Below are 1,627 nucleotides of genomic sequence, written 5' to 3'. Positions count from 1 at the left end.
TAGTCCGACCTGCAAAATTCGATTTCCATCGCGGACGTTTTCCGGCGGTCGACCGACTTCCGCCGCACTCCGCCAACTCAGGCAGTTGCGGGAGGTGCGGGCAAGGCTTCCTGCCATATCTCCGGCACGCAGCGCAGCCACGCAAGTGCAAGCAACAGGGGGCCAAGCCCCAGACGAACAATGGCACGCAACAACCAGCGTAGGTTGTAGCCCACTGCGCACAACACGGCGTGCAATGCGTCGCCGGTTTGTCCTTTTAGCCAGCAACGCTGCATGCCGTGGTCCTGCTTCACATGCCCGATGATCGGTTCTATCGCTTGGCGACGTTTTAACCATCGTCGCTTTGTACTGCTTAGCGTCTTGCGTTTACCTCGGTGAATCAACTGTACCGGCGCGATCTCGGCATCCACACCACGATAACCAAGATCGGCCAGCACGGTCCTCGGCTTCGATACGCCCGGCAGATCCTGAAGCAAGATGGTCGTTTGTTCAAGTTGTCCGGCCAGGGTATGCCCGTCATACGGGTTGCCCGCAAACGAGCGGGCACCGACGATAAGGCCTTGCTTCTCCGTGATCGCGAGACTTACCTTGACGCCAAATTCATAGGGCTGGCGAGCCTTGCCTTTTGAGATGCATTCCACTTCTGGCGCGTGAAGCGCGTAGAGCTTGTGCTTATCCTTCGCCCGCTGGCGGCAGATACGCCAGGCGCGCTCAAGCCAGATGCACAAGGACGCCTGTTGCTCGGCGGATGCGTTCGATAACTTTCTCTCGATGTCGCGCAGCAATCGTCCGAGTATCGTGCGCTGACGCTTGAGCACCCGGCGCAGTCGCTTGAACTGTTTCGCATGCGAATAGCCACCGGCGCGGCGACGCAACTGTTTCCCCTCTCGCTCGTAGGTTTGCTTCAGTGTCAATCCGGCACGTTGCGCGAGCCTTGCCAGTTTGCCTCGCGCTATTTCCAGCAATCGGCTGTCAGTCGGATAGGCAATCGCTTTCTGTTGGACCGTCGTATCGATAATCACGCGCTCGAACTCCGCCGGCCTCACTGCTTTCATTTGCACGGCCGTTGCAATTGTCGTCGCGAGCAACTCCTCGACGCCGGCTTCGCCCAGCGCCTGCCGAAACCGCACGAGGTTCGTCGGATCGCACGGCATGCGCGGCTGAAAATACTCCTCGCCGCAGAAGAACTGGAAGTACACGTCTTGTGCCCAGCGCTCACAAACCGATTCATCACTTTCGTTGTACGCGTGCTTCAGGTAGAGCAGCCCGACCATCAGCCGGATCGACAGGCGCGGACGTCCGGCAGCGCTGAGGCCTGCACCGGCCAGTTGGGATGCCGTGCCGAACAGATCAATCTCCGAGCTTATCCGACCTTCGCGAGCACGTCGCTCAAAGATCGGTGTCAACGTCGCCTCTATCGACGTCCATGGCATCCGGTTCGCCAAGACCGCCAGGGGATGCCGCATATCGATCATCGCATCCAGGCGGCTGCGGAAGAAATCCGGTGTGCTCATCGGCGCTTCTCACTCCCAGAAGATAGGCCAATTCCATATTGAAACTGGGAGTTCCGCAACCCTCTATTTGCCCCTATTCGCAAGCCGCGCCTGGCTTCGCGCCATTCTGCAAG

1 protein-coding gene is annotated in these 1,627 nt (G+C 59.2%); it reads right to left on the bottom strand.

Annotated elements, in window-relative coordinates:
• Positions 1–77 precede the first annotated feature (77 nt).
• Positions 78–1,514, bottom strand: a complete 1,437-nt coding sequence (locus AWB74_RS44390; RefSeq protein WP_235024961.1) for an IS5 family transposase — start codon at positions 1,512–1,514, stop codon at positions 78–80.
• Positions 1,515–1,627: the final 113 nt, after the last annotated feature.

The organism is Caballeronia arvi, from assembly GCF_001544695.2.
Taxonomy (GTDB): Bacteria; Pseudomonadota; Gammaproteobacteria; order Burkholderiales; family Burkholderiaceae; genus Caballeronia; species Caballeronia arvi.
This window is presented reverse-complemented; position numbering and strand designations above follow the sequence as displayed.

Coding starts and splice junctions, on each gene's coding strand:
- AWB74_RS44390 (WP_235024961.1), bottom strand. CDS start 1,514: ATGAGCACACCGGATTTCTTCCGCAGCCGCCTGGATGCGATGATCGAT.